At 44.1% G+C, this 26,434-nt stretch carries 28 protein-coding genes and 1 tRNA gene; 18 read left to right on the forward strand and 11 right to left on the reverse strand.

Annotated elements, in window-relative coordinates:
- Positions 1 to 4 precede the first annotated feature (4 nt).
- Both epsC and B3K42_RS01370 read right to left on the reverse strand, forming a co-directional pair.
- Complete coding sequence (epsC, locus tag B3K42_RS01365; RefSeq protein WP_110989767.1) at positions 5 to 562, reverse strand: serine O-acetyltransferase EpsC; 558 nt, start codon at positions 560 to 562, stop codon at positions 5 to 7.
- A 59-nt stretch (positions 563 to 621) separates the two neighbouring features.
- Complete coding sequence (locus tag B3K42_RS01370; protein ID WP_110989768.1) at positions 622 to 1,785, reverse strand: MFS transporter; 1,164 nt, start codon at positions 1,783 to 1,785, stop codon at positions 622 to 624.
- A gap of 46 nt (positions 1,786 to 1,831) precedes the next feature.
- On the opposite strand from B3K42_RS01370, the gene B3K42_RS01375 reads away from it, so the two are divergent.
- Entirely contained in the window at positions 1,832 to 3,211 is a 1,380-nt protein-coding gene (locus B3K42_RS01375; RefSeq protein WP_110989769.1) for a hypothetical protein, read from the forward strand.
- Positions 3,212 to 3,224: 13 nt separating this feature from the next.
- The gene (locus B3K42_RS01380; RefSeq protein WP_110989770.1) at positions 3,225 to 4,856 is read left to right on the forward strand and encodes a capsule assembly Wzi family protein; all 1,632 of its coding nucleotides are present in this window, start codon (positions 3,225 to 3,227) and stop codon (positions 4,854 to 4,856) included.
- Positions 4,857 to 4,988: 132 nt separating this feature from the next.
- On the opposite strand, the gene B3K42_RS01385 is transcribed toward B3K42_RS01380, so the two are convergent.
- Positions 4,989 to 6,083 carry an AI-2E family transporter gene (locus B3K42_RS01385; RefSeq protein WP_110989771.1) on the reverse strand — a complete coding sequence of 365 codons (1,095 nt, stop codon included), beginning with the start codon at positions 6,081 to 6,083 and terminating at the stop codon, positions 4,989 to 4,991.
- Positions 6,084 to 6,158: 75 nt separating this feature from the next.
- On the opposite strand from B3K42_RS01385, the gene B3K42_RS01390 reads away from it, so the two are divergent.
- A complete protein-coding gene (locus B3K42_RS01390) occupies positions 6,159 to 6,803 on the forward strand; it encodes a hypothetical protein (protein ID WP_110989772.1) in 645 nt (214 codons plus the stop codon).
- Positions 6,804 to 6,875: 72 nt separating this feature from the next.
- Here B3K42_RS01390 and B3K42_RS01395 read toward each other — a convergent pair whose 3' ends face one another.
- The 3 genes from B3K42_RS01395 to argF all read right to left on the reverse strand — a co-directional run bounded on the left by B3K42_RS01395 (position 6,876) and on the right by argF (position 9,407).
- Positions 6,876 to 7,427 (reverse strand): TetR/AcrR family transcriptional regulator, encoded by a 552-nt coding sequence (locus B3K42_RS01395; protein WP_110989773.1) that lies wholly within the window; start codon positions 7,425 to 7,427, stop codon positions 6,876 to 6,878.
- A gap of 91 nt (positions 7,428 to 7,518) precedes the next feature.
- On the reverse strand, positions 7,519 to 8,457 hold the full coding sequence (gene arcC / locus B3K42_RS01400; protein WP_110989774.1) for a carbamate kinase: 939 nt from the start codon (positions 8,455 to 8,457) through the stop codon (positions 7,519 to 7,521).
- 8 nt (positions 8,458 to 8,465) lie between these two features.
- Positions 8,466 to 9,407, reverse strand: coding sequence for an ornithine carbamoyltransferase (gene argF, locus B3K42_RS01405; protein ID WP_110989775.1), 942 nt, complete (start codon positions 9,405 to 9,407; stop codon positions 8,466 to 8,468).
- Between the two features lie 163 nt (positions 9,408 to 9,570).
- Between argF and argS the strand changes: the two genes are divergently transcribed.
- The 9 genes from argS to B3K42_RS01450 all read left to right on the forward strand — a co-directional run bounded on the left by argS (position 9,571) and on the right by B3K42_RS01450 (position 18,717).
- A complete protein-coding gene (gene argS / locus B3K42_RS01410; RefSeq protein ID WP_110989776.1) occupies positions 9,571 to 11,202 on the forward strand; it encodes an arginine--tRNA ligase in 1,632 nt (543 codons plus the stop codon).
- On the forward strand, positions 11,202 to 12,518 hold the full coding sequence (gene rlmD, locus B3K42_RS01415; RefSeq protein ID WP_110989777.1) for a 23S rRNA (uracil(1939)-C(5))-methyltransferase RlmD: 1,317 nt from the start codon (positions 11,202 to 11,204) through the stop codon (positions 12,516 to 12,518). The genes argS and rlmD overlap by 1 nt, the downstream gene beginning before the upstream one ends.
- Before the next feature lie 189 nt (positions 12,519 to 12,707).
- A complete protein-coding gene (locus tag B3K42_RS01420; RefSeq protein WP_110989778.1) occupies positions 12,708 to 13,058 on the forward strand; it encodes a hypothetical protein in 351 nt (116 codons plus the stop codon).
- Positions 13,059 to 13,075: 17 nt separating this feature from the next.
- Positions 13,076 to 13,321: a hypothetical protein gene (locus B3K42_RS01425; protein WP_110989779.1), complete on the forward strand. Its 246-nt coding sequence runs from the start codon at positions 13,076 to 13,078 to the stop codon at positions 13,319 to 13,321.
- A gap of 89 nt (positions 13,322 to 13,410) precedes the next feature.
- Positions 13,411 to 14,607, forward strand: coding sequence for a macrolide family glycosyltransferase (locus tag B3K42_RS01430; protein WP_110989780.1), 1,197 nt, complete (start codon positions 13,411 to 13,413; stop codon positions 14,605 to 14,607).
- A gap of 16 nt (positions 14,608 to 14,623) precedes the next feature.
- Entirely contained in the window at positions 14,624 to 15,604 is a 981-nt protein-coding gene (locus B3K42_RS01435; RefSeq protein WP_292596399.1) for an alpha/beta hydrolase family esterase, read from the forward strand.
- Positions 15,605 to 16,998: 1,394 nt separating this feature from the next.
- Positions 16,999 to 17,514 (forward strand): hypothetical protein, encoded by a 516-nt coding sequence (locus tag B3K42_RS01440; protein ID WP_181419023.1) that lies wholly within the window; start codon positions 16,999 to 17,001, stop codon positions 17,512 to 17,514.
- 121 nt (positions 17,515 to 17,635) lie between these two features.
- Positions 17,636 to 18,532, forward strand: coding sequence for a bifunctional enoyl-CoA hydratase/phosphate acetyltransferase (locus B3K42_RS01445; protein ID WP_110989784.1), 897 nt, complete (start codon positions 17,636 to 17,638; stop codon positions 18,530 to 18,532).
- A complete protein-coding gene (locus B3K42_RS01450) occupies positions 18,529 to 18,717 on the forward strand; it encodes a hypothetical protein (RefSeq protein ID WP_110989785.1) in 189 nt (62 codons plus the stop codon). The genes B3K42_RS01445 and B3K42_RS01450 overlap by 4 nt, the downstream gene beginning before the upstream one ends.
- On the opposite strand, the gene B3K42_RS01455 is transcribed toward B3K42_RS01450, so the two are convergent.
- Positions 18,679 to 19,530, reverse strand: coding sequence for a PHP domain-containing protein (locus B3K42_RS01455; protein WP_110989788.1), 852 nt, complete (start codon positions 19,528 to 19,530; stop codon positions 18,679 to 18,681). The two genes, B3K42_RS01450 and B3K42_RS01455, sit on opposite strands and share 39 nt — an antisense overlap.
- A 47-nt stretch (positions 19,531 to 19,577) precedes the next feature.
- Between B3K42_RS01455 and B3K42_RS01460 the strand changes: the two genes are divergently transcribed.
- A complete protein-coding gene (locus B3K42_RS01460) occupies positions 19,578 to 20,435 on the forward strand; it encodes a serine/threonine protein kinase (protein ID WP_258367098.1) in 858 nt (285 codons plus the stop codon).
- Between the two features lies 1 nt (position 20,436).
- Here the strand turns inward: B3K42_RS01460 and B3K42_RS01465 are convergent, their stop codons facing one another.
- Genes B3K42_RS01465 through thiI form a run of 4 tightly spaced genes read right to left on the reverse strand, consistent with a single transcriptional unit; the run spans position 20,437 to position 23,748 of the window.
- Positions 20,437 to 21,276 carry a polyprenyl synthetase family protein gene (locus B3K42_RS01465; protein ID WP_110989787.1) on the reverse strand — a complete coding sequence of 280 codons (840 nt, stop codon included), beginning with the start codon at positions 21,274 to 21,276 and terminating at the stop codon, positions 20,437 to 20,439.
- Positions 21,263 to 21,796, reverse strand: a complete 534-nt coding sequence (locus tag B3K42_RS01470) for a bifunctional nuclease family protein (RefSeq protein WP_292596404.1) — start codon at positions 21,794 to 21,796, stop codon at positions 21,263 to 21,265. Before B3K42_RS01470 ends, B3K42_RS01465 begins: the two co-directional genes overlap by 14 nt.
- A gap of 10 nt (positions 21,797 to 21,806) precedes the next feature.
- The gene (locus tag B3K42_RS01475; RefSeq protein ID WP_292596407.1) at positions 21,807 to 22,559 is read right to left on the reverse strand and encodes a lysophospholipid acyltransferase family protein; all 753 of its coding nucleotides are present in this window, start codon (positions 22,557 to 22,559) and stop codon (positions 21,807 to 21,809) included.
- Positions 22,534 to 23,748 carry a tRNA uracil 4-sulfurtransferase ThiI gene (thiI, locus tag B3K42_RS01480; RefSeq protein ID WP_292596409.1) on the reverse strand — a complete coding sequence of 405 codons (1,215 nt, stop codon included), beginning with the start codon at positions 23,746 to 23,748 and terminating at the stop codon, positions 22,534 to 22,536. Before thiI ends, B3K42_RS01475 begins: the two co-directional genes overlap by 26 nt.
- Before the next feature lie 81 nt (positions 23,749 to 23,829).
- On the opposite strand from thiI, the gene B3K42_RS01485 reads away from it, so the two are divergent.
- The 5 genes from B3K42_RS01485 to infC all read left to right on the forward strand — a co-directional run.
- Complete coding sequence (locus B3K42_RS01485) at positions 23,830 to 24,546, forward strand: tetratricopeptide repeat protein (RefSeq protein ID WP_110989791.1); 717 nt, start codon at positions 23,830 to 23,832, stop codon at positions 24,544 to 24,546.
- Positions 24,546 to 25,040: a hypothetical protein gene (locus tag B3K42_RS01490; RefSeq protein ID WP_292596412.1), complete on the forward strand. Its 495-nt coding sequence runs from the start codon at positions 24,546 to 24,548 to the stop codon at positions 25,038 to 25,040. Before B3K42_RS01485 ends, B3K42_RS01490 begins: the two co-directional genes overlap by 1 nt.
- Positions 25,033 to 25,836, forward strand: a complete 804-nt coding sequence (locus B3K42_RS01495) for a carbon-nitrogen hydrolase family protein (protein ID WP_110989796.1) — start codon at positions 25,033 to 25,035, stop codon at positions 25,834 to 25,836. The genes B3K42_RS01490 and B3K42_RS01495 overlap by 8 nt, the downstream gene beginning before the upstream one ends.
- A 49-nt stretch (positions 25,837 to 25,885) precedes the next feature.
- A tRNA-Lys gene (locus B3K42_RS01500) sits at positions 25,886 to 25,961 on the forward strand.
- A 163-nt stretch (positions 25,962 to 26,124) separates the two neighbouring features.
- A partial coding sequence (infC, locus tag B3K42_RS01505; RefSeq protein WP_292596414.1) for a translation initiation factor IF-3 occupies positions 26,125 to 26,434 on the forward strand: 310 nt, incomplete at its 3' end.

Here is a 26,434-nt window from a genome sequence, read left to right on the forward strand (position 1 = left end):
TTGCTTAAGCCTCCACATTCTTCGCACTCTCATGAATTCTTGCGGGTATGCCTGTTGCCAGAGAGCCTTGAGGAACATGCTCAAGAACTACGCTGTTCGCGCCGACCCTCGCGTTGTCGCATACGTATATTGGCCCTAACACTTTCGCTCCCGCCCCAAGCACAACGTTTCTGCCAATGTCCGGGTGACGCTTTCCCTTCATCACATTCTTTGATCCCAGAGTCACTCCGTGATAAATCAGCGTTCCCGTTCCCACTGAAGCTGTCGAACCTATAACAACGCCTACACCATGATCAATTACAACGCCACCTTCTATTCGAGCGGCAGGGTGAATATCCATTGAATAAAGTATCCTTGAAATGTAATGGAGGCCTCTGGCAAGCAAACCAAGCCTGTTATTCCAGAGAAGACTGGAAATTCTGTATAGCAAGAGACCATGAAAGCCCGCCGAGAAGAAAATGATGTGCCATTTGCTGGAAGCTGTCGGGTCCTTCTCAAGATAGGAGTCTACGTCCATAGAGATATCCATCATTGTTTGCTTTATGCGGTTCATCCCTTTCATTGTATCACCCTCAATTGTAATTACCTATTTTAAGTATACCGTTTGTATCGGCATTAGAGTTAACGGTTTGTGAAGGCAGTTCGTTTGTGGAGCGCTGCAAATAACAACGAGAAGAAGATGGCAATTGCCATACCGGTTATTCCTGTGGCAGTGTACACTCTCACAATCCCGAATGCGCGAATAAGTACACCGCCAAGTACGGAGCCAAGAAGATAGCTCAGTCCTGTAGTTGACATCCAGTAGATTGTAAGCGCTCTGGTAGCTTTGCTGGCTTCAAATCTGGTATGAATGTAATTCATAACCGAGTAATAGACTACGATATAGTTAATGCCGTGAAGCATTTGAAGAAGGAGAAAGATAGGAAAAGAAGTCGCCATCGATGTCAAAAACCATCGAAGGCCGGTTGCAAAGATTCCTATCACGAGAAGGCGTGTGTTACCCAATCTCTCAACAACCTTCTCTGCAAAGAAAAGGAAGGGGACTTCCGAAAAAGCCATTAACGAAAATGCAAACCCTGTTGAGGAAACTTCGAATCCCCTTTCACTGGTTAGGACAGGCAAAAAAGTTGATCCAAACGCTCCAATAGTAATTGAGGCGGCACCGGCCAATAGAAGTAGATAGAATTGAAGTGGCAAAGATGAACGATCAATCTCTTCATCTGACCTTTTCAGCTTCCTTCCCGTCGGATAGGTTCTGCTTACCAAGGCCACTGTAGATAGGGACACTGTGGCTATTATGAAGATAGAGACAAATCCGTACTTCAGTATGATTCCCGATATAAGGGCCGTAATGGAATAGCCAATCGTACCGAACAATCTTACGCGATCGAAGCGTTTCCCCTTGTTTCTCAAAGAAGGAACGACCACAGACTCCGCGATAGGTATGATGCTCACAACAAAGAATGCGAAGAAACACATTGCAATCAATGAAGTTTCAAAGTCTGGTGAAATGAAGACTGCCCAGACAGAGACTGCCGAGACGACAGAGACTATTCCCATAACAGACGGCCCCCCTATCCTGCTTGATCGCCTGAACCAAAAAGGATTTGCAATAATTGAGAGGGTAGGAGTGACCGCCATCAGAATCCCGATCTCTATTGATGAAAAGCCTTTGCTGTGGAAGAACTGACTGAAAAGAGCCGTAACGCTTAGATTTGAGTATATAAAGATTTCTGTCGCTATCTCGCGAGCGCTGGAAGAGGCTCTAGAAAGAAAAAACGGCACCGATTATCACTCCTCCTGGTGTAAAATCCCAATGGGGGTGAATGTATTGTCGAAATGTTGTTTATCTTTGTTGATGCTTATCATACCACTAATGGTTCTGGGAAGCACGGGCCTACACGTGATTCTTTCACCTTCATTAACTCTTGATAATATTCCATCTGTCACGAGTAACTACGAGCCAGATTTAGAAGATTTAAACAGGTACATGCGGGTTCCGGCGATCTTTTCGGGGGGGTTGGAGATAACGTTTGGTAATTCGAGATTGTACGTGAACATGGACTTGAGGCAGGAGTTTTCGGATTATCTTATGGGAGACTGGTTCAGCAATCTACCGCTTTCCACGACTTCCTTTCTTCCGGCCGTTGACGTGAACTTTCCCAGACTGGGTTACTTCGAGAGGAAAGATGCAAATTCGTTGATTTCTTTGGGTAGGCGAAAACTGAGCTTAGGCAGTTCTACTTACAGTTTTGTTCTTTCCAATACTTTGCCGTATTTCGACCACCTGTGGATTGAGTTGAATGGCAAAGCCAAATCGGGAGAGTATCTTTATAATTTCTTTGTGATATCTTCTGACAGAACAGTTGGCGGGGGACCCAAGACGCTTCTCGGCCACCGCTTTGGATACATGAATGACAACCTGAAATTGACTTTCGGAGAGGAAAACCTCGTATATGGAGTCTACCCGGATCTGCAAGATCTCGGACCGTTCTTGATTTACCACCATACATATCAAAGCAACTCAAATGTCACTGCCACACTTGCAGCAGAGATAAAGCTAAGCGATGTAATAGCTTACGGCGAGTTCACACTTGATGATTTTAGACTTTCTACGGAGAGTCCTAATTCCAATCCCACGGCCTTTGGCTGGTTTGCAGGTTTTTCCTGGAAAATATCTGATGGCTTGCCCTATTCTGGACTAAGATTCACTGAATCAGAGAACGAAATCAGAGATCGAACACTTTTGAATAGCGGCGGACTTAGACTGCGGATCGAACACTACCACGCGACTACCTATCTCTACAATAGAGGTACAAGCATCGGCAAGTTCACCTATCAATACCGATTTAACGTCTTGCATCTCGATTCTTGGCCGGTTATCACGGGTTTTTTTGGATTTCCTTATGGACCTGACTCAACGTTGAGCCTTGTTGGCATCGAGTACGAGAGCCAGAATACGTTGGTGAAAGTTGCATTGGAACTTCTGAGAGAAGGATCGTTTACAATTGATTCTCCATACTCTCCACCTTTCGATCAAGACTGGTACGGTCCGAAGAAACCAATCAACAGATCTCTGATTCTGTCTTTGGCGAGTTTCTTCACTTGTTGCCCTGATACAGCGCTTTTTGCCGATGGTAAAGTAATTTTTGCCGATAACATTGATTTCTGGATAAACGTGGGTTTCATCAAAAGGTTTTCACTATTTTAGGGAGGTAATTCAGATGAAGAAGATCACCTTGCCGTTTTTCTTGGTGTTGGCAGTGGCAATTCTGGCAAGCCAGGGTACCTTGATGTTCAAGGGCACAGATCAATACAACTTGTTTTTGGGCAGAAACTTGGTTGATGGTAGAACGCTCTTTACTGCAAATGCGGCAATTCCAGAGGGATTTGCCTCTGTCCAGCTTAGACAGCAATGGACTAAGACTTCTGTCGGTACCGACATCTTTCTTAGAGTCACTCCGCAGTTCCTGATACATAACTTCGAACCATTCAAGCAAAAGGGTTGGTTGCAATCTGTTGTCCCTCTTTACTTAAGGTATCGGTACGATACTTTAAAGCCCTGGTTTGTGCTGGGTTTTGAGAGCGAAGTATCCGACAACATCACGGGATTCATTAATCTCGACATTCATAAAGACTACAGGAGTTACATCAGTCACGGTGATAACTTTGATTCAAAGCCGTACATGAATTTTCCAGTGGAGCTTTTTGAAGGGAAACTCGAGGCGCTTGATATGAGCTGGCCAACATTCGGTTATGTATCCTATGCTAGCGATAGCTTCTATGCTTCCCTAGGGAGATACAAGGTGGCCTGGGGTCCTATGAGAAACGGATTGACGATAAGTGATGCCTCATCGTATTACGATAATATCTCTTCTTCATATACTACGCCTCTCTGGAAAAACGGCCGTTTTACCTATTCTTTTCTGGTCATAACCCCGACTTCGCTACTGAACGATGAAGAATGGGTGAAGCAGGGAAAGGTGTGGGATCTGAACCAGAGAAGGCCTTACACCGAAGGAGCGAAGACGATCATCGGGCATCGGTTCGATGTTCAGTTTTCGACATGGGGGAGACTCGGCGTAGGCGAGCTCAATGTTGTCGGTGGGAAGCACCCGGATTTGAACGACGTCAACCCATTCATCATCTTCCACAATACCTACGGTGAAGATTTCTCCAACGTCATGGCTTCGCTCGATCTCTCTCTGGTTCCTTTCAAGGGTATTGAACTGTACGGAGAAATCGCCATAGATGACGTTTCTTTCGGGTCTACTGAGGCCGGAGCGCGAGGTAAACCAACGGCACTGGCTTATGGCGGGGGTCTTAGATACGCGATGGATATAAAGGAAACGTTGCTTCTTGCCTCTGTGGAGCTGTATCACACGGACACGTGGATGTACAATCGCTGGCAGCCGCTTCTTACATTTACAAACAGAATCTACACTAAATCCGAACTTCCCGGAAGCAGGGATTTCACAGATTATCCTCTGGGATTCAAGTACGGACCTGATCTCAATGGATTCTCGCTGATGGCTAATGCAATAATGACGAACGGACTTTCAATCTCCTTCGTGTATGATCACTTCAAACAGGGAGAGGTTACTCTTAAAACACCATACTTGAATATGGAAGAACCAGAAGACGACCCCGGTCAGTTTACGAATCCTGAGGATTGGAGTGGTCCTGTCGGTGAGACTGTAAACGCAAACATAATGACGCTGAACATAATGATTCCTTACGGGGATTTCACTTTCGGAAGTGATTTCTCGATTTACTTCGGAGATTATTTCAAGAAGAACGGAGGATACGAGAAGCCGATTTTCGAGATCAGGCCTTATCTGTCGTACGTTTTCTAGAAAGAGAGTTACTTCACCGAGTGTTTTTATGAAAAAGGGGCGGGTTGTTTCTCGCCCCTTTCATTATCTAACACAACTATATGAAGCCAAAGACAAGAAATCCGATCACAAACCCAACTATCAGTCCGACGATCAGCCCTTTTGTGAATCTGTCTGGTTTTCTTCCTGGAGTTGAGGACTCACTTCTTCGACTTTCTTTGTACCAGTCTCTATCGTAGATTCCCAATTACTACCACTCCTTTCACTGAGAACGAAGTCCATCCAGTACCTCTTTACGAATATGAGGATTGGAACTGCGAAAACAACTCCAAAGACGCCAAGCAGCTCCCCAAACCCTATAATCGATACCAGCACGATGAACCAGTTAATTTTAACTCTGTTCGATAGAATTTTTGGTGATAGGAACCAGATCTCCAGCTGGTTGGCGAAAACTAGCAACACGATGGCTCCAACAACTCCCCAAAGTCCTTTGTTTACGAAAGAAAGCACTATCATCGGAACTGACGTGATGACCACACCAAGATAAGGGATGAAATTCGTTATTCCTGCTAACAAACCAAGAAATATCGCATTTGGGACACCGAGAAAGGTCGATCCTACTGCGATTATTGTTCCGACAATAAGCGCAATTATCAGTTGACCGCCAATGAAGGTCTGAAAATCCTTGTACAGTGAGTGAAAGAAGCTGCTCACCTTGTCCTGATCACACCCGGGAAAGAGTATGGGCACGCTTTTCTGGATCATATTGGTCTTCCTTGCGATCACAAAACCTGCAATTATGAGCAGGACAACGCCTGTAATCCATGAAGTGATGTTTGAGGCAACGTATTGCCCAACCATGATTGCCGCGTCACTCAACCATTGGGAAGCGCTATCGACTACGTCAACTATCGCTTCGGAAATGAATGGGGGAAGCTTCTCCAGCCACTTGTCGAAGGTGCCACCATTGAAAAGAGAGTCCAGCTCCAACGAAAGGCTTCTCACACCCTTGATTGTTATAGGAATTACGCTGTAGATAAGGAAGAACATGAATGATAGAAGAGCTATGCCGGTTACTATGTTTAGGGCTCCCCTAGGGATCTTTCTGCTGACAAATTGAGCCGGTGTGTTGATAATCAGCGAAAATATAAAGGCCAGTCCGAGAACCCTTGAGGTCGTAGGAAAGAGAAAGAGAGTCATAAACACTGCTATGAAATATCCAAGAACCCAGAACCTTGTTTTCTTCATAATAGCCCTCCACCGGAGAATAATCGCAAATCTGTTGTATACTGAATATGTACTTTCAATACAGAGGTGTTCCTTATGAAAAGAGTATATATTATTGTGCTCGTGTTTAGTTTGATTTCGGTCACATCGTTTGCTTCGACTCACTCTTCGAGAATACTGTCTCCCGGATCGGTGAAGGCTATGCTGGGTTTCGAAGATGTGGGACTTAGGATCGGCATACTTTCTTTTATAGAGGCCGGTTGGTTCATGGATGAAGGTCCTTACTTCACTCTGGGCCATGACGCAAACTTTCATCTCGCTTCCCGGGTTTCTTTCTCTTCGTTGCAGGAGGCAAGGGTGGTTGCAGAGCTGGGGTACGATTTCAATGTTGTATACCTTGAGATCGGAGGACTGTACGAGTACGCTGCTCCAAATGCATCCTTTCTTGGTGGGCAGCTGAAAACAGAAGTGTTTTTCGACAACGGTCTCAGCGCCATAAGTGCAACTCTGGGCAGATTTCAGAAGGTCGCCGGTGAAACGGAAAAGCAGAGTTTCACTTCCATTGGATTTTCCGCCAGAAGAAGACTGGACATCGACAAGAAATTCTACTTCCTGAGTATAGAGAGCGTTGAGCTTGTTGGGACGCTAAAATGGGAGATCAAGGACGATCTCTCAACATTCGATCCTTTCCCAGTGTACAGCTTCGTTGGAATGCAGCTGAACCTGGGATTCCTGAACTAGAAAACTCTTCTTCCCCCACACAAAAGTCTAAAGAATGTGACGAATCGCGATAAGTTCTCAATCGGTGAACAGTTATGATAGGAGCTTTGCCATTTCGTCGACTTCCTTTTCGTCTGGCATATCTCCATCTACTGACATTTCCATTACTTTGCCGGCCACATATGTGAGAAGCCGATGAGAAACTTTAGAGGCTCGTCTCATAGACATTGAAGCACCGAGAGCTCTCTCAACCCTATCATAGAAGTCTGCTCTTGCATTAATAAGAATCTCCCTTACTCTTTTGTTCTTCATCCCGTGAAGCCAAAGATATACGAGAGAAACCATTATGTCTGACCTTTCCGAATAAAGCTTCAGGACTTCCGTGTAGAGATCATGAGCGATGTCCACTGGTTGTTTTGACTGGTCTATTAGTGGTTCGAGTCGCGGAAGAACGTAGTTGTTCAGAATGTGCCTAGAGAGGTCTATGAGCATTCCCTCTTTGGAGCGATGGTGATAATGAATGGCTGCAAGATTTACTTCTGCTATGCTTGAAACCTTTCGTGTGCTTAGGCCCTCGATCGTTTCTTCAGCGATGACCTGTATAGCTGCCTCCATTATTCTCTCTCTCGTTTCTTGTCCACGCACTGTCGTCACTCCTTTCAATCATTCGTATAACACATATTATATCACAATGTGTTAGAAATGAACAGTGAAGCCGGGAATACCCGGCTTCCATTCATGGAACAATTCTTGTACCCGATTTCCCCCTAAGTGCCAGGTCAACCTTCTCCAGAGAGGTTATTATAGCTTCCTTTCCCGTTCTGGAGACAAAATCGATTGCGGATTCAATTTTCGGCAGCATGCTTCCCTTTGCAAAGTGGCCAGCTTCCATTAACTCTCGGCCTTTTTCAACGGTCAACTCCTTTAGTTCCTGCTGATCTTTTTTCCCAAAGTTTATGTAGGCATGGTCTACTCCGGTGAGGATTACGAGAGCGTCCGCTTCAATAAGTTTTCCAAGTAATGCTGAGGCTCTGTCCTTGTCTATAACGGCTTCAACTCCACTGATCGCTCCCGACTTCTCTCTGACGACTGGGATTCCACCACCGCCTGCGGCAACTACTATAGTCCCATCTTTAATCATCTCTCTTATCGGTTCAATCTCAAGAACATCAAGAGGGATTGGCGAAGGAACTACACGGCGGAAGCCCCTCCCGGCATCTTCTTTGACAGTCCAGCCCTTGGTTCTCTCAAGTTCCTTTGCGGTCTCTTCGTCATAGAATGGTCCTACAGGTTTCGAAGGGTGCTGAAAGCCCTGATCATTCTTATCTACAACTATCTGGGTTAGAACGCAAGCGATGTCTCTCTTGTGATCGCGCTTGATTAGTTCGTTGTTCAAAGTCTGAGTAATCAAGTAACCGATCGAGCCTTGAGTCATCGCGTCGTTGACATCAATTGGAAAGGGGGGAAATACTTCTTTAGCGATGTCCTGTTGAACCAGCAGGTTTCCTACCTGAGGTCCATTGCCGTGAGTAATAACCAGTTCATAGCCTTCCTCTATAAGATCTGCAAGATAGGAGGTTGTCGAAAGCAGGTTCTTTTGCATTACTTCGGCAGTTGGTTTTTCATTTGGCTTATTAAGCGCATTCCCACCTATTGCAACAACAATTCTCTTCATTTTACCCCCTACAGCAGTGTGGCTATCATAACTGCCTTAATTGTGTGCTTTCTGTTCTCGGCTTCTTCAAAGACTTTTGAAACGGGACTCTCAAAGACATCTTCAGTCACTTCGTTTCCTTTGACTGCAGGGAGGCAGTGAAGGAAGATGCTCTCGGTCTTTCCAGTCTTTCTCATCATCTCGCCATTTACCTGATAGGGCTTCAACAGGGCAATTCTTTCCTGCAGCTTCGCTTCTTCTCCCATAGATGCCCAAACATCTGTGTAAACCGCATCGGCGTCCATCAGTGCCTTCTCTATGTCTTCAGTTACCTCAACCTTAGCTCCAGACACTTTCGCAATCTCCTTGCACTTGTCAACGATTGCTGGGTCTGTGTGAAGGCTTTTTGGCCCGCATGCAACGAAATGCAGTCCCATCTTTGCAGAACCTATCATTAGAGAGTTTGCCATGTTGTTTCTGGAATCACCTACAAAGACAAGCTTTCGACCCTTAAGGCTGCCTAGACTCTCCTCGATCGTCATGAAATCTGCGAGGATTTGAGTCGGGTGGTACAGGTCAGTAAGACCGTTGTAGACAGGGACCCCTGACCACTGTGAGAGCACTTCAACTGTTTCCTGTTTGAAGCCTCTGAACGCTATCGCATCGAACATTCTTCCAAGGACTCTTGCAGTATCCTTCAGATCCTCTTTGACTCCAAGGTGAATGTCGTCTTTTGAGAGAAATACCGCGTGCCCTCCCTCTTCTCCGAAAGAAGTCTCGAAGGCAGTTCTTGTCCTTGTGGACCGCTTCTCAAATACAATTGCCAGTGTCTTGCCGGCGAATCTACTGGTCGGTGTTCCAGCCCGTTTCTCTACCTTCACCTGTCTTGCTATGTCCAGTAGATAGCGGATCTCATCGCTGGTGAAATCAAGCAGTGTCAAAAAGCTTTTTCCTTTAAGGTTTACGCCCATCTTAACCCTCCTTGTTTTGGTTATCTCTAATATAATACATATATAAGTCATTGCTTTCAATTGTGTTTATGGGCGCGAGGAAACGTAGACTAAACCGTATCACAACAATGCGGTGTTATGCTTTTGTATGCTAAAGTATATTGCTCTAATTTGGAGGTGACCTGTGTTCAAGGAAAAGTTGGAGAGCACAATAAATCGCTTGTTAGAAGAGTTCGGTTTAAAAGAAGAGGAAGTCGATTTTAAGATTGAGATACCTCCCGAAGGATACGGTGACCTCTCGACCAATGTTGCCTTCATTCTATCAAGATCTCTGAAGAGGAATCCCAGAGAAATCGCTGTTTCGATTTCCGAAGAGCTACGAAAAGAATCGGATTACAGTAGAGTTGAGGTGGCCGGGCCCGGGTTCATCAACGTCGATTTTTCCATAGATTATCTTTCTTCTGTACTGGCCAAGATCTTTGAACAACCAGGCTTCTGGAAAAAACAGGGCGAAACAAATATTCAGTTCGAATTTGCGAGCGCCAATCCAACAGGGCCTTTTACGGTTGGTCATGGACGTCAGGCTGTGTTCGGAGATGTTCTCTGCAGGGTCTTCTCTTCAAGAGGTTTCAGGGTTCAGAAAGAGATGTATATAAATGACGCTGGCCGACAGATAGGGCTTCTTGGCAGATCTTTGTGGGTAAGGTACAATCATCTCCTGGGCCGGGAAGAAGAACTTCCCGAGGATGGTTATCAAGGCGAGTACCTGGTTGAGATTGCGAAAGGACTGGTAGATGAAGTTGGTGAACGCTTCAAAGGGAGCTGGAACGACGAATCAGAAAGTTTCTTCAAGAAATATGCGCTTGAAAAGATGCTTGAAGACATTTTGGGAACCTTGAAGAAGCTGAGAGTGGATTTCGATAATGTCTTCTATGAGAGTTCTCTTATTGAAGACGGAACAGTTGAATTCGTTATCAAATCTCTCGAAGGTAAGGGGTTGATATACGAGTCTGAAGGAGCACGATGGCTTAAGGTATCGAGCTTTGTGGAAGATGATGACAAGGTTCTAGTTAGATCAAACGGTACCAACACTTACTTCATGACAGATATTGCTTACCATTACAACAAGCACGAGAGGAAGTTCAAGAAAGTCTTCGACATCTGGGGTGCAGATCACATGGGACACATACCCAGAATGAAAGCAGCGATGAAAGCTCTCGATATAGATGATGATTTTCTAAACGTGATTATTCACCAGTATGTGAACCTCAAAAGAGAGGGCGAAGTCGTGAAGATGTCAACAAGAAGAGGAGAATTCACGACACTTGACGAGTTGGTTGAGGCTGTTGGGGTCGATTCAACAAGGTATTTCTTCGCAATGTTTGATCCCGATACACACATGCTTTTTGATATTGATCTCGCCAGACAGAAATCAAATGACAATCCGGTATTCTACGTCCAATATGCCAACGCAAGAATCAGCAATGTCTTTAGGACTGCAGATGAGAAGAATGTGGCAATATCAGCGAGTTCGTTGAAGTTGCTTAATACTCAGGAAGACAGAAAAATCATCAAGCTATTGACCATCTTCCCTGAGATTCTAGATTCTATAGTGACAGACTACAGGACAAATCGTCTGACGTCTTATCTGGAGGATCTATCAAGGGCATTTCACGGATACTACAACAAGAACATCATCGTTGATCCCGAGAATCCTGCTCTGTCCGGAGCCCGATTGGCAATGTGCAAGGCTCTGCAAAACATTTTGAAAGCCGGGTTAGGGCTTCTTGGAGTAGAAGCTCCCGATAGTATGTGATGGAAGAACTGAAGATAGAGAAGCTTATTGCCGGAGGGTACTCTCTTGCCAGAACGAGAGAAGGTAAGGTTGCGTTGCTGGACGGAGGTTACCCCGGGGAAGTGGTTCTTGCAAGCCGAAGCGTTGGAAAGAACGACTTCCATCTGATGAAAACCGAGAGGATCGTAACCCCCTCGAATTCAAGACGGGAAAGACTATGCAGAAGTTTTCCAGTCTGCGGCGGATGTGACTGGCAGACGCTCGAGTATTCTCAACAGCTCAATTGGAAAAGAGAGATAATTCGAGAGCAGTTCAGCAGAGTTGGAAAGATCAAACTTGATAACTTTGAGATTGTTCCCTCCCCGAAAGAAGTGAACTACAGACTGAAAATGGAATTTGTTTGCTATCATGGGAAGAAGGGACTCTCCCTTGGTCTTTACAGGAGGAACAGCAAGTTCCCGGTGAGTTGTCAGGATTGCGTCTTGGGTTTGAGAGATTTCGAGAAGACAAGAGCAGTTATTGAAGATATTCTAAGAAAGACTTCTCTAAGACCTTATAACAGAACAAATGGAAAGGGTGAACTTAAGCACCTGATTCTGAGAGGCAATGGAAGTCAGGTTATGGCAATTCTTGTTACGAAGGGTGAACGTCTCCCGGATGAAGACCATATAGTCTATAACGTGAAGAAAAGACTGAGCGAGGTTTCAACGCTCGTTCATCTAATGAACAGCAGTGACAGAGTTGTGATGAGGGGAGTCTCAAGAACTCTTTTTGGTGAGGGTATCCTGGAACAGGAACTTTCGGCGAAGAGATTTGAAGTTCCTCCAGTTGCGTTTTTTCAGAATAATCTCGAAGTTACTGAGCTGATAGTTGAGCATATAGTGAATGAAATGGGACAATCGGTCGGTAATTCTCTCCTTGATCTATATAGTGGCATTGGAACCTTCTCGATTACCATCGGGAATCAGATGAAGAGGGTCACGTCAGTAGAGGCGAATCCCGTTTCGGTAAAGGCACTAAGAGCCAACGCGAATCTAAATGGAATGTTCGGTATTGATCTCGTCATGAGTGACGTCATGGATTACTTGAAATCAAATGAGAGGAAGTTTTCGACTGTTATTCTAGATCCTCCCAGAGCCGGCGTGGGTGAAGGTATTAAACTTCTCGAAAAGGTTAAGCCCTCGCGAATCTTCTATGTCTCTTGTGACCCTGCAACTCTGGCAAGAGATGTTGCAAAGCTAATGGAAGCAGGATTTGAAATTTCGTCTATTAAGGCATTTGATATGTTTCCACAGACATGGCACGTTGAGACGGTTTGTCTGCTTGAGAGAAGATAGATAGTAGGAACAAGCGCTTTTTTGAAGTTGATCATCAGAGAGTTGGGCCCTTTTTGATTTCGGAAAAGAGAAAGGTCTCCAGATTGTTTTTGGAGTCTGTGGCGGGAGCTTCTGGAACTACAATAGTGATTGTCTTGTGGACCACAGAAGTCCGGTTACGGATTGCCCAATGCTGAAAAGGCCTGACAGTTGTTAACAGGAGAGGAAGCACCACCAGCTGAAGAAGAGGCAATGTTTAATTCCTTGCAAAAAGCCATTGGTGGAGCAAGTAAACTAAAAATCCAGCAGAATGATGTAAACAGCCTGATGATATCAAGTAACAATGTAGATAATAGGTCTGAGAAAAGATCTAAATTGAGCGATCTAGAAGATAAAGGAAGTAAATACAAGGAAGAGAATGCGGAGCAGATTGAAGAATGGAAAAAAGAGTTTAAAGAAAACCAGGAAATAAGCAATATATGCAGGAGATATACGAAGGCCTGGAAACCCTTAAGCCCCTTCTGGAGCAATTTCAGGACGGCTATGAACAGGGCACCTTAGAACTCACTCCCGAAGAGTTGAATCAGATACAACAGGAGATTGAAAAGCTCGCAGGCTATCAGGAATATGTAAAAACAGGAAGTGAAGAACTACAGAAGATGTGGGATGAAATGGCCCAACTGTTCTCTGAAGGAAAATATGAAGAGGCAAAGGCAATGTTTCCCGACATACTGGAGATGCAAAAAGCCCTGACTAAGAATCTGGAACTGCTATTAAATGAAATAAACGAACTTACAAAGTTATTAGAAGGAGTTCTTCAGTAATAGAATAAGACTTATTGCCATGCAGTACAGACATAAGAGTGAATAAGGATATGGAAAAAGGAAAGGCTTTGAGAGGAAGGTGAAAACTAATGGGAATCGGAATTTTCTTTAATGTACCTGCCCATGGACATATTAACCCAACACTGCCAATAGTAAATGAGCTGGTGGAAAGAGGAGAAACAATCATATATTACAGTACTGAAGAATTCAGAGAAAAAATTGAAAAAGCAGGTGCAAAATATAAGCCCTACAGTTTCTCTCTTCCTCAAGGGCCAGCATCAGGCGGTAATTTTGTAAAGCTGGCAGGAATGCTGTTAAAAGCCACAGAAGAGGTAATGTCCAAAGAGATGAAATATATTAGAAAATTGCAGCCTGATTACATCATCCATGATTCCATGTGTCCCTGGGGCAAGTATATAGCAAAGCATCTTCGAATAAAGGCTATAAATACGACATCTACCTTTGTGTTCTCCGGGGAGACAACCAATAAAGCCGATGGATTTAGAAAGAAAATTTTAAAAATGGCGGTTGAAGTAGGTATAGGCCCAATTCTTGATATTGTTTCGATAAAAAGAAGATTAAAAGTAGAATATGGAGTAGACAGCAAGATAATGGATCTTTTCCGCAACCAAGAAGATTTAAATATTGTATTCACATCTTTACAATTTCAGCCGGATGGAGCTAAGCTTGGTGATAAGTTCGCATTCATAGGCCCGTCAATTTACGACAGGAAGGATGCCCCGGATTTTTTATTTGGAAATATGGGGGACAGGAAGCTTGTCTTTATCTCTTTAGGGACTATTGCAAATGAAAGATTGGATTTTTACAGGGAATGTATAAAAGCATTTTCTAAGTCGGAATTCAATGTATTGATTTCCATAGGCAGCAAAGTAAATAAAAAAGAACTTGGAGTTGTACCGTCCAATATTTATATTGAGGATTATGTTCCCCAGATTGAAGTCTTAAAAAGGGCCAGTTTGTTTATATCCCATGGTGGAATGAATAGTGTGAACGAAGCTCTTTATTTCGGGGTACCTCTATTGATTTTGCCACAGCAATCCGAGCAGGTCATGGTTGCCAAAAGAGTTGAGGAATTGGGTGCGGGGATATGTACAACAAAAAAGGATATTGATGCGGAATATCTTCTTGAAAAGTCTGCTTACATTATGGAGAGCAGATCATTTTACGAAAGTGCAGGGAAAATAGGTGAGGATTTCCGAGAGGCTGGAGGGTATCAAGCCGGAGCTAATGCTATATTAAATTATGTTATGGAAAGTGAAGCTTAAGAAGGGAGAAAGGATGATGAAGTCGAAACGATTAATTTTAGTCTCATTAATATTGGCTGTCACTCTCTCTGTGATTGGTCTGGCGGTTAACGCTTTAAATAACGACCGGGATTCTCAAGACACGGAAGCTTCCATAATGGTCGATGGTTTAAAACGAACTTATCTGATGCACACTCCGCCTGACCGAGATCAATCCAAACCCCTGCCGCTGGTTATCGTCTTGCATGGTGGCGGCGGAAGCGGTGCCGGAATGGTGGAATCAACCCAAGGCGGTTTTAATGTGTTGGCAGACGAGGAAGGGTTTGTTGTAGCTTATCCGGATGCTGTTGAAAATCATTGGAACGACGGCCGTAGCAAAGAAGAGGTAGACTACAGGGCACACCGGGAGAATATTGACGATGTCGGCTTTATTTCTGCCTTGATTGATCAACTGGTTAAAGAAGAGAATGTTGCCCCACAGAGGGTTTATGTTACAGGAATGTCCAATGGAGCGATGATGACTTATCGCCTTGCCGGTGAATTGTCTGAAAAAATCACAGCAGCAGCTCCGGTGGATGGTAATATTCCCGAGAATTTAGCAGCAAATTATACACCCGGCAAACCCGTTTCCATGCTGGTTATCAATAATACAGCCGATCCACTGATGCCCTGGCAAGGTGGAGATATAACCGGCCCTTTTGGAAATAAAAAGCTCGGTAAAGTACTTTCAGCCCGCGAAAGCATTGAATTATGGGTAAAGCACAACCAATGCTCAATTATCCCCGCGGAAACCACTAAACTGGATAATGACTCCAATGATGGCACCCAAGTAAGGCGAATCACTTATACCGGAGGACTGGAAGGGACGGAAGTGATTCTATATGCAATCGAAGGCGGCGGACATACTTGGCCCGCAGGTTCTTCTAAACTGCCGGAGCGGGTTATTGGCAAAACAAGCCAGGAGATAAATGCGAATGAGGTTATCTGGAATTTTTTCAAAAACCATTTACGGCAGTGACAGAACTGTCAGCTAAGGTTCAGTGTTATTCCAAAGCAATATTGATTGATGATGTTCTTGTGCCAATTTTTTAGGTTAACAGAATGTATCTGAAATGCTTAACACACTATGGTGTTAAGTTATCCTTATGGAATGATGGATTATGATGGTTTAAATTATATGTTTGAGAGATATGACCGTAACGAAGATGAAAGAAATAAAGTTAACTCATTGCAAACTTGTAGGCAATATTCGGATTTATATATGGTTTGATGCTCGCAAGAAAAATAAGTCATAGAAACACCAAGAATTTCTAGAAAGGATAGAAAAACAGAAGAAGTTGCATTTGTAGTGGGAAGACTCCCTTAAAAGAGGTTGATATGTTCCCGCCTACCGATAGTGCCAAAATTGCCGTGGATATGTTTCCGAGAACAGACCACTCAAATGACATTCATTCTGTCCTCTCGAGCCACGTTGAGACGGTTTGTCTGCTTGAGAGAAGATAGATAGTAGGAACAAGCGCTTTTTTGAAGTTGATCATCAGAGAGTTGGGTCCTTTTTGATTTCGGAAAAGAGAAAGGTCTCTAGATTGTTTTTGGAGTCTGTGGCGGGAGCTTCTGGAACTACAATAGTGATTGTCTTGTGGAGTAAAGAAAGAGATGATCGGCAAGGAGACTGAGAATCACTGTAAAACACGCACCCATATGAAATGAAGATATCTTCGTAGAATTTAACCGGGCTGTTTAGAAGATCAATTAAAAGTGATTGCAAATCCGGGGGAATGAGATCGACAGAAGTCAAACAGAAGAAGTATTCGATATACCTAGCCAACATCACCTGTTGTTCATTGAACAAGACGATGAGAGGACAACCAACTGATTGAACAGGACTCAGTTCAAGAATTTTGTTTCGGTAATTCTGTCGACGATTACGCATTCAAAAAGAGTAATTCGAGCGACTGTTGCACTGTTTCGTGAGATTTCAACTCCGCAGGAGCCAGCACAACTAAGCGATGAATATCTTAGGGAAATTATCAAACCCTTGCTAACGTCTAGACGAGGCCTCTTGATTGAATCGACTTACATTCTGTGGAGGTTGTGATAGAGATTCCCGAAGCATTTGTTCTTTCGAGACAGATAGACGAGAATTTTTCCGGTAAGTAAGATAGTTGACAGAGTTGAAGTGCCTGCGAACCGGGGCAAGTTCTCTTTTTATCTCGGAGATCCTCTCGAATATCGAAAACTGTTGATTGGTTCGGATTTTTCTTCGGCTAGGGCTATAGGTGGGATGGTAGAGATTAGCATCGACAAGAGGCGATTGTCTTCTCTGATGGAGCAGCCCCGAGGTTCTACGAAAAGAATGAAACGCCACAACCGAAGTCCCAGCTCACAGTAAGGTTCGGTGCCGGTTCATTTTTGAGTGTTTACGTTTGGCTTTGTGGCGGACTATGGTGCTTCGAAGAAGGTGATTTCGATAACAAGTACTATTTGGTGGAACAGGGGAAGTCTTCACCTCTCAGTGACGATTTCGATGAAAACTATTTCTCGAAACTCTTTAACTTCGAAAAAGCCGATTCACTTAGTCTAGAAGGCTTCCTGACAACGGAGCAGCGGATACCTGGTTTGGGTAACGGTGTACTTCAAGACATAGCCTGGACAGCCGGACTTCATCAAAGAGTCAAGATAGGTAAGTTTTCTGATGCTGACAAAGAGAGGTTGCTCTCTTCGATTAAGACCGTTCTTAGAGATATGGCTGAAAATTGTGGTAGAGATTCTGAGAAGGACCTCTTTGGGGTTGAAGGGAAGCATAAAACCATTATTGGCAGGGCGACTTTCGGCAATTCTTTCCCCAGATGCGGTGAGACTATAGAAAGGCAAAATTATCTTGGTGGAAAAGTTTATTTCTGCCCATCTTGCCAGAGGCTGGAGTGAAATGCTCTGTCCCTTCAACTGTTTTGAGAAGATACTTATTTGGCTTCGAGAGAGTTAATTGGCACTCTATCATAGGTTATACTTACTTTGAGAGAAACTTGTTGAGCAGGGAGGATTTTCTGTGAGAAGCTTTTCTGAACTTATTTCTTTGGCTAAGGCTAAGGGTCCACGAAGAGTTGTGCTTGTTGGTTCGGAAGACAGAGAAGGAATCAAAGCTTTGAAATTTGCGTTTGATGAGGGGATAGCGGTGCCGGTTTTCGTAGGAGATGAAGAAAGAACGAATGAGATCCTCGACGAAGAAGGGCTAAAGGGAGAAGTGATGGGTGCTTCAAGTTCCGAGGAAGCATGCGAAAAAGGTATCAGGCTGGTGAACTCCGGATATGCAGATATAGTATTGAAAGGTCTCGTCAAGACCTCCACACTGCTAAAGGCAGTTCTCAACAAAGAATGGGGGTTGAGATCCGGAAAGATCCTGAGCCATATTGCCGCTCTTGAAGTCCCCGCAATTGATAGAATAGTCTTCGTTACGGATGGTGGAATGGTAATTCGCCCAGACCTGCCGACCAAAATATCTATAATCGAAAACGCGGTATCCTTTTTGAAGTCACTAGGTTACGAAAAGCCAAAAGTCGCATTGGTAGCGGCTGTTGAGACAGTAAATGAAGACATGCCGGAAACCCTTGAGGCTGCAGTGATCTCGAAGATGGGCCAGAGGGGGCAGATAATAGATTGTGAGATAGATGGTCCTCTTGGAATCGATAATGCATTATCATCGTTCGCAGCGGAAGTAAAGAAGGTTACCGGTCCAGTTGCGGGCAGGGCAGATCTACTTGTTGTGCCTGATATTGCCAGCGGAAACTTCCTTGGAAAGTCCGCCGTCTATTTTGCGGGTGGCAAAATTGCGGGGCTTATTCTGGGTGCCTCGGCACCGATTGTTATTGTATCCAGGGCCGACTCATCTCCTTCGAAACTTGCATCCATCGCCTTGGCAAGTTACTCATTAGGGGAACAACAATGAAAGTAGAGTTTGAAGATGAAGTTCTAGATCTTGAAGGCGGAATTTCTGTCAGAGAACTTCTCATCAATCTGGACGTTGATTCTGATCGGTACATAGTATTAAAGGACAGGAAAATGGCTGATCTAGACTGTTTTCTTGATGACGATTCAAAGGTTTTGATCATCAAAGCGGTCGTTGGCGGGTAAAGATTCAAGGAAGCTGCAGACAAAGTCATCAGGAATCTCAATCCCGAGCTCGAGATTTTTTTTGTGTTCTCCATGGTAATCGCTGCCTCCTGTGGCAAGTAGATCAAGTTCCTTCGAGATCTCAAGAAGTTCATTTCTTGTTTCTATATCGTACGTCTTGTAAAATACCTCTATTCCTTTCAGACCATAAGATTTCATTTTTCTTATCATCTCTACGGTTTGATCATGATCGAGCATCATAGAAAGAGGGTGAGCCAGGACTGGAACGCCTTCCGCAGAAAGGATGAGTTCTATGGCAGCTCTTATAGATAGTTTTTCTTTCTCAACATATGCTCCTCCTTCTCTTCCGATGAACCGAGAGAAGGCCTCTTCTATGGAATCAGCGTACCCCTTCTTCACAATGAGATTTGCTATGTGAGGTCTTCCGAGACTCTCACCAGGAAAAGAATATTCGAGTTCTTCATCCGTGATTTGAACTCCAAGGGATCTCAGCATGGAGAGAATTCTGGTATTCCTGAGATCTCTTTTCAGTCTGATCTCTTTCAGCTGGTTCTCAATAGAGGCAGCCGATGAAATCATTCCGTAACCAAGGATGTCAAGAGTTTCGTGAAAATCACAGCTAATCTCCACTCCTCTTACATATCTTATGCCCATCTGCGAAGAAAGCTCGCCTGCTTCAATTTGACCGGCAAGAGTGTCATGATCTGTTATCGAGAGAGCGGCAATTCTGCTCTCAACGGATTCTTCGATTATTCCAGCAACCGAGTTGGTTCCGTCTGAATGATCTGAATGACAGTGAAAATCAACAAACATTCGTCTGCCACCTTTCTCAATAATGATGGTATATTCTACTAGAGGTGATGACAATAGAATACTACCTCAGTGAAGGGACAATTCTGAAGAAGCGTTACAGGGTTATCGAGCCGTTGGGTAGGGGTGGATTCGGTTTGACTTATCTATGCTCTGACTTTCACAAGGGAAATAATGTCGCCGTGAAAGAGTTCTTTCCCAGAGGTGTAGAAAGAGAAGACAACAACGTCAAGCCCGTGAGCGATGACCTGAGAGAAATCTATTACGACAAGCTTTCTTCCTTCTCCGAGGAATTCACAATAATGTCCAGAATCGAAGATGGCAGAGTTGTTAAGGTTCTAGACCTTTTCACAGAGAATAACACCGCTTACTATGTGATGGAGTTCATAAGTGGAAAGACCTTGAAGGATACAGTAAGAAACGAAGGCGTGATGAACGATGCAAAGGCTTTTGAAATGGTAGACAGCATACTTGAAGGAGTGTCGTCTATTCACGAAAGAGGTTATATTCACGGCGACTTAAAACCTACCAACGTAATGCTCACAGATGATGGAAGAATAAAGGTAATGGATTTCGGTGCAGCCTGTCTAAAGGATGTATACCTTATGAATTCTCTCTCGAAAGTAGTTTCCCTCAGTTATACTTGTCCCGAGAAATTCTACTCTTCTTCGCCACCAAACTACTCATGGGATGTGTATTCAGTTGGGGGGATTCTATACTTTCTTCTGAGTGGAGAGGATCCCGTTCCATCGACAGAAAGGGTTAAGGGAGTTCCTCTCATCTTCGATACGTTTTCAAGAAGAGCCAAGCGAATTCTCGGCAAGTCAATGGCATTAGTCTCAGAGAAAAGGTACTCTGATGCAACCGGTTTCAGAAGGGCCTTGAAGTCCAGATTCTTTGGATTCTGATTCAGCGTTTGGCAATCAAGTCGTATACATTTACCATTTCTCTTGAAAGATCAGAGAACTCGTCGATTTCTTCCAGAAGGCCGAGAAACATCTCTTTGACTTTCATCTGAGCTTCCTCAAGGGATTCGAACGAGAGTATAGTGAGTTTGTCTTGTTTACCATCTTTTCCCGGCGTCTTTCCAAGCTCGGTTTCGGTAGATGTTACATCTTTTATGTCATCCATCATCTGAAACAACTTGCCGAATCTCAGCCCCAGTTGGCGCATTTGAACGAATTTCTCTTCCTTTCTCCCGGCAAATGGAGCTGCAAAACAGAACCCGAAAAGAGAACCTGTCTTAGAACCGTGAATCCTCTCCATTTGTTCTCTTGACTTGTTTTCGGGAAAGACGTCTTCGAACTCACCTTTGACAACCTCCAGAGAAGTCTCTTGCCAGAGTTTCAATAGAGTCAGCTTAGAACTGCTTTCGATATCTAGAGAAGATAGGAGTTTTGAGGGATACAACATGAGGAAATCCCCGGCCAATATGGCCTTGCACTCATCGAATTTCACGTGACTAGATGGTAAACCCCGCCTTATCGTATCGTTGTCTATTGCAGGGAGATCATCGTGGATCAAACTTCCGCTATGGAAGAGTTCCACAGCAATCCCTGTCTTTAAAGCATTTTCGTCCCCAAAGCCAGTGAATCTCGATAGTTCCCAGACAAGATACGCTCTGAGTCTCTTTCCACCAGCCAGAGGAGTATAAGAGACTACTTCTTTCAACGGTTCATAAAGGTCCAGTTCATCGAGAAACCTTCTGAGATTCATGTTGAAAAAAGGTGTAAATTCAGCTAGATTCATTGTTCTCGTCTTTTCCTCTAAAGTGTTTCTTGAGCTCTTCAATGTCAAGATTTTCGACGAACTTCTTGAAGCCTTCATTTTCCTCTTCCTGACCGTGCTGAAGAGTGTCAGTCTTAAGGTTGCTCAGATCGATTGAACTCTCAGCGAATACAGTATCTTCTACGAAAATTGGGAAACCCTTCTTAACGGCAAGCACTAGACAGTCCGATGGGCGAGCATCTATTACGTATAATTGACCGTTTCGATCCTGCAGATGTAGAGTCGCGTAATAGATATTGTCTTTTACCTGCCCAATCACCGCCTTTTCGAAAGTACCCCCGAGTTGTGAGACTGTATTTAGAAAGAGATCATATGTCAAAGGCCTCGGGAAGTCTTTTCCACTAACAGCAAGGGCAAGAGCCTCTGCTTCAAATGGGCCGATCCATATTCCAAACCCTTTGTTTGTCTTTTCAACTTCCAGTATGACTACCGGGGAATTACTCTGGTCGAGAGCCAACCCTCTAAGTCTTACCTGCAACATAAAACCCACCTCAGTTTCTAAGTGATTCCAGTGCATCTCTAATTATATTATAGACTTCTTCGCTGAACTCTTTTTCGGAAGCGAAATCTTCCGGTAAAACCGGCTTAGATATGGCAAGAGAGATCCTTGACGGAGTGATAAGAAAACTGTTCTTCTTCAGAAGATTACGAGTTCCGTCTAGAGCCACAGGGATGACTTTTACTCCAAGCTTGAAAGGTATTGAAAGACTCCCTTCTTTGAATTCTCCAATTTCACCGGCTTCGCTGCGGGTTCCTTCCGGAAAAAGCAGAATTGTCCCGTCCTCTTTCAGTATTCTGAAGATCTTCCTCATAGCACCTGCTGTTTGCGATCTGTTTCCCCTCTCGATGTATACTCCGTCGAGAGCGCTTATGAACCAGTTGATGCCTGGAATTCTCGACAGCTCTTTCTTTGCTATGAAAGAAATTTCCGGATAGACGTAGCCCGGTATAAGCGGTATGTCGAACGCGCTTTGATGGTTTGCGACGATTACCATTGGTCCGGTCTGGGGCACATTTTCCTTGCCTGCTACCCTGACCTTTGATCCCGAAAGTACAAAGGCCGCTCTGCCAAATCTCGAGACTTCTCTCGAAATGAAAGTCTTTCTCTCTTTCTTCCCTTTTATTTTGCCTATCAAGTTTCCGATAAGGATCACGATTCCGCCATAGACATAGATGTAAAGGACTCCAAGCACGGCTATCCAGACAGTGACTGCCAGACTAAGTAGCTTTTTCAGGAATCTCAATTCCCCTAACCTCCAATATCTCGCCATTCTTCATTCTGTACATTTTCGACTTGTTCAGGGCTTTCGTCGTCAAGTCCTCAAAGTCCAGCCCGGCTTCTACCCGGTTGATGTCAAATAGTCTTGCCTTTGTTGCGGGACTCGATGGCACGAACACCGTACAACAGTCTTCATAAGGCAGTATTGACGTCTCAAACGTCCCGATTTTCTTGGCTAGCTCTATAGTTTCGATTTTATCGTAAGTGAGCAAAGGCCTGAGCACTATCAAATCTGTCTGTTCTTCAATTATTCTTAGATTTTCGAGAGTTTGACTCGCCACCTGGCCAAGGTTCTCTCCTGTCACGACAGCGATTATCCCATTCCTTTCAGCAATTCTGTTTGTGATCCTCATCATTAACCTTCTTTGACAGACAAGGCTATATCTCTCTTCAACATGTTTGTGAACGGCAATCTGAGCTTCTGTGAAGTGAATTGAATATAGTCTGAACTCCCTGCCTCCATTGTATAGGGAAAGGGATTTCGCAAGAGAGAGAACTTTGTCGAAAGCCTTCTCTCCGGTGTATGGTGGACTGGAGAAGTGAATGGCGTCGAGATCTAATCCCCTCTTCTGGGCGAGCCAACCTGAGACGGGACTATCGATTCCTCCAGAAAGCAGCAGAATAGCCCTGCCGCTTACTCCGACAGGGAGACCTCCGTTCGCAGTCGTTTTTCCGCACGAAATGAGAACTCCTTCATCCCTTATCTCAATCTCGATCTTGAAATTCGGATTGTGAAGATCGACGGAAGTCTCGGGGATCTCTTCAAGAATCCGCTCCCCCACAAGAGGATTCAGTTCGATGCTTTTCAAAGGGAATCGCTTGTCGAGCCTTCGGGTCTCTACTTTAAAGGTTCTGTTCCCTCTCTCGACCTCTCTCTTTGCAAGGTCGGTGGAAGTCAAATAAATGTCCTCAAGATCGTAAGTTGTCCACGTCCCCAAACTGTAGTTCTGGATTCCAAATGTCCGCGACATTACTTCCATGGCAGTTTGCAGCTTATCAGAAGGCACAGTGACTATTATTCGCCCCCGGATCCTTTCGACAGTCGACTTTCCTAATTGTCTCTTTATGTTGTTTGACAGAACCTTTTCGAAGAGTTTTCTGTTTCCCTGCTTTAGAGCAATTTCGCCATATCTCACTACTATAAATCTATCCATGAAGTACCTCCGGGTTGTTTTTATCATTGTAGTTATATAATATTCCTATCATACAATCTTACTTAGGAGGTGTTCCTTTACATGAAGAAACTGCTTTTAATCTCTTTCTTGATTCTATTCTCATCACTTTTTGTTGCTTCGGATTTCGAGACGCTCCATTCTGAGTTTGTTCAGATAAGGGCTGTACAGAACACAGAACTAATGACCAACTTCATAGAGAGACTGGAGTCAGAGGATTTGGGAGACATAGAAATTCTCACGTTGCTTGCAGATTCTCACAGAGAGTATGCAAACTGGATAGAAGACAAGAAAGATAGAGAAACTCACTATAAGAAAGCAAGGGAGCTTGCAGAAAAGGCTATAGAAATGGACGATTCCTATGGGATGGCTTACTACGTCAAAGGGGCGGCGATAGGACAGCTTGCTGAGATGGCAGGGATAATCCAATCTATGTTCCTGATTACCGACTTCGATAAGAGTATAGATAAGGCTATGGAACTGATGCCAGACAGTCCATTTCCCTTTATTGCCAAAGGTATGAGAGATAGGGATACTCCTTGGCCATACCGAAATTACGGAAAGTCGGAAGAACGATTCCTGAAGGCAATTGAAAACGATCCTGCATATATCAACAGTTACTACGAGCTTGCCCTTCTTTATCAGGTATGGAAAAAGAAGGATTTGGCCGCACAATACTTCAGGAAGGTTCTTGAACTGGAAATTCAGACCGATTTCGTGGTTCAAGGCCAGGAGTCGAAGGAAAAGGCTAAGAAGTGGCTGGAAGATAACGGATACTGATGCTTTACAGAATCATCTTTTCTCTCGTTCCACTTGTTCTCATGCCGTTTCTTAATTACTCGTTTTTGTTTTCGGCGATAGCTGCTTCTCTAGTTTTCATGGGCATGATTCTTGGAAGCAAGACTGTTCGTGTTTCGAAAATCCAGAATCTTACCCTTTTTCTCTTTTATGTTGTTCTCCTGTTTGGCTACTTCCAAGATACAACTGGCACAATGTACGGAGGTGAAGTTCTCATTCTCGCCGCGGCGCAAGCAGTATCGGGATTCTACGGATTTCTTCACCATAAGAAGCTGTTGGCGGTTGTCTTTTCACTTTTGCATTGGACTCTTGTTGGAGTGGCGATAGGCAGAATCGCAAATGTTAGGTTGGGAAGTGGCGGAATCGTGCTTGCTGCGTTTCTAATGATTTTAGTTGCGGCTCAAGATCTTAGAAGAATTCTGAAGCCCATTGTGAGGATTCCTTTTGAACGGGATGGTGAAGATAAGTATGAGTAGAACGGAGAGAATCAGAATTGGTATTGTTCAGTTCAAAGCAGATAATGATGAGCCGGGTGAGAATCTGGAGAAGGCGACAAGCTATATTGAGAGTCTTGTTGAAGAAGATGTGAACATTGTTGTTCTTCCAGAGATGTTTAACAGCGGATATGGAACCGATGAAGACACTGTCAAAAATGCAGTCGAGATGCAGGAGGAGACAGAAGAGGTTCTTTCGGCGCTTGCCGATTACAATGACATTGCAATTGTTGGTGGAATGGTGAACAAGACGAAAGACGGTCTTTTCAATTCCACTGTAATAATGCTTCCTTATCTTGAAGCGATTTACTACAACAAAACTCACCTTTTCCGCGAAGAAAAAAAAGTCTTCACCCCTGGCAAAGAATTCAAGTCTTTTGAGTATTCGGGTGTGAAGTTTGGACTACTTATGTGCTATGAAATCGGGTTCCCCGAAATCTCGAGAAAACTCTGCAGGCAAGGAGCCGAGGTTCTCTTAGTTCCATTCGCCTTTGGAAGAGAGAGAAGAATGATTTACGATACTGCGACCAGAGCTCGTTCAATTGAGAACGGGTGCTTCCTTGCGGCGGCCAGTCAAGTTGGATCGAATAAGTCTATGAACTTTGTCGGAGAAAGCAGAATTGTTTCGCCTTCAGGGGAAATCATTGCAGATTGTGGTGGCGCAGAAGGTTTTGCTTTTGCCGATGTTGACTCTAAGCTTGTCAAGAGATATCGATTCAACGAGAGTCGCGATTCTCATGGGTACTTTTCTAACTTCAGAGACGATCTATACGTTTGAAACCCGGTTGACAGGTTCATTCCCATGAGATACAATAAATACCGTTAGTGGGCCGTTAGCTCAGCAGGCAGAGCGATTGATTCTTAATCAATAGGTTGCAGGTTCGATCCCTGCACGGCTCACCAGAGAGTGTAAATTAAGTGGAGATTTTCTCCCACCCCCGCCCGAAGGTTGAGGGGTCAATACCTTAAGAATAGGTTATTGACATGGCGGGATATTCCGCCAATTTTTTTTGAGAGGTGATGTAGTATCGCAAGAGGTGATTCAACACCGAAAAACAATGAAATAATGACGAAGACGGTGAGACTTGTTGACATTAACGGGGAACAGCTGGGTGTTGTTCAAACATCAGAAGCGCTTAGGATTGCGAGAGAGAAGGGTCTAGATCTAGTTCTTGTGGCACCTGCGGCAAATCCGCCGGTTGCAAGAATCATGGATTACGGAAAGTATAAGTACGAAAAGGACAAGCGAAAGAAGGAAGCCAAGAAGAAGACCAAGCAGTCACAGCTTAAAGAGATGAAATTCAGGATCAGGATTGATGAGCATGATTTCCAGACTAAGACGAACAGGATAAAAGAATTCCTTGAAAAGGGAAGTA

The sequence above is a fragment of the Mesotoga sp. UBA6090 genome (assembly GCF_002435945.1).
Lineage (GTDB): Bacteria > Thermotogota > Thermotogae > Petrotogales > Kosmotogaceae > Mesotoga.